Source organism: Methylobacterium guangdongense (assembly GCF_038442355.1).
GTDB lineage: Bacteria > Pseudomonadota > Alphaproteobacteria > Rhizobiales > Beijerinckiaceae > Methylobacterium > Methylobacterium guangdongense.
In genome coordinates this window covers 1-822 of sequence record NZ_JBBXMX010000080.1, presented here as the reverse complement: position 1 = coordinate 822, position 822 = coordinate 1, and the positions used below count along the sequence as shown (strand labels likewise).

1 protein-coding gene is annotated in these 822 nt (G+C 67.2%); it reads right to left on the bottom strand.

Going from position 1 to position 822, the window contains the following annotated elements; all coding sequences use genetic code 11:
* Nucleotides 1-711: SMP-30/gluconolactonase/LRE family protein (locus AAHG09_RS31830; protein ID WP_342112348.1), on the bottom strand; the 711-nt coding region annotated here is incomplete at its 3' end.
* Nucleotides 712-822: the final 111 nt, after the last annotated feature.

Genomic DNA, 822 nt, shown 5'->3' with positions numbered 1-822 from the left:
CGGTTCGCCCAGGGTTTGGTCATCCAGGACCGGATAAGCATGGATCGTATGCCCGTCGCCGCCCTCGGTTCGAGAGGTATCGCTGACGTACAGGGTGCGCCCGTCCGGCGAGAAGGCCAGCCCGTTCGGTTGGCCGAGGTCGGCCATGCGCCTGACGGAGCCGTCCGCCGGGTCGAATCTGTAGGCGCTGTGATGGCCCAGGTCGGACGCGGCCAACACCCCCTGCCTGGGTAACCGCAGCCCGTAGGCTGGATCGGTGAACCAGAGGGCGCCGTCGGCGGCGCAGACCACGTCGTTCGGCGCGTTGAAGCGGCGGCCGTCGTAGGTCTCGACCAAGGCCTCGTAGCGTCCGTCCGGGGTCGTACGTGACAGGCGTCGGTTGCCGTGCTCGCAATGGACGAGGTTGCCGTGCCGGTCGACCGTATTGCCGTTGATGAACGGGGTGGCGTCGATGACGACCCGCACGCAGCCGTCGGCGTGCCAACCGAGAACCCGGCGCCCCTCGACATCCGACCAGACCAATATGTCCCGGGCGGGCCACCAGGTCGGCCCCTCGCTGAAGACGGCCTGATCGTAGAGCGAGACGAGGCGGGCGTGATGGGGCACTGCCTCGGTAAAGCGCGGGTCGGACGCCCGAGGTGGATCGACGTGGGGGACGGGCTTGGGAGGACCGGGGCGCCGCAGCAGGTTCGACGCGGGTTCAGCGTTCATGATCCCTCCCTGATCGAAGTTTTAGGGCACCCCAGTGGGTGCATGTCTCGGACGGCTAATCCCATCGGGTCGATGTCGTTCTCCCACCACAATCGGCTTACTCGTCTGGTA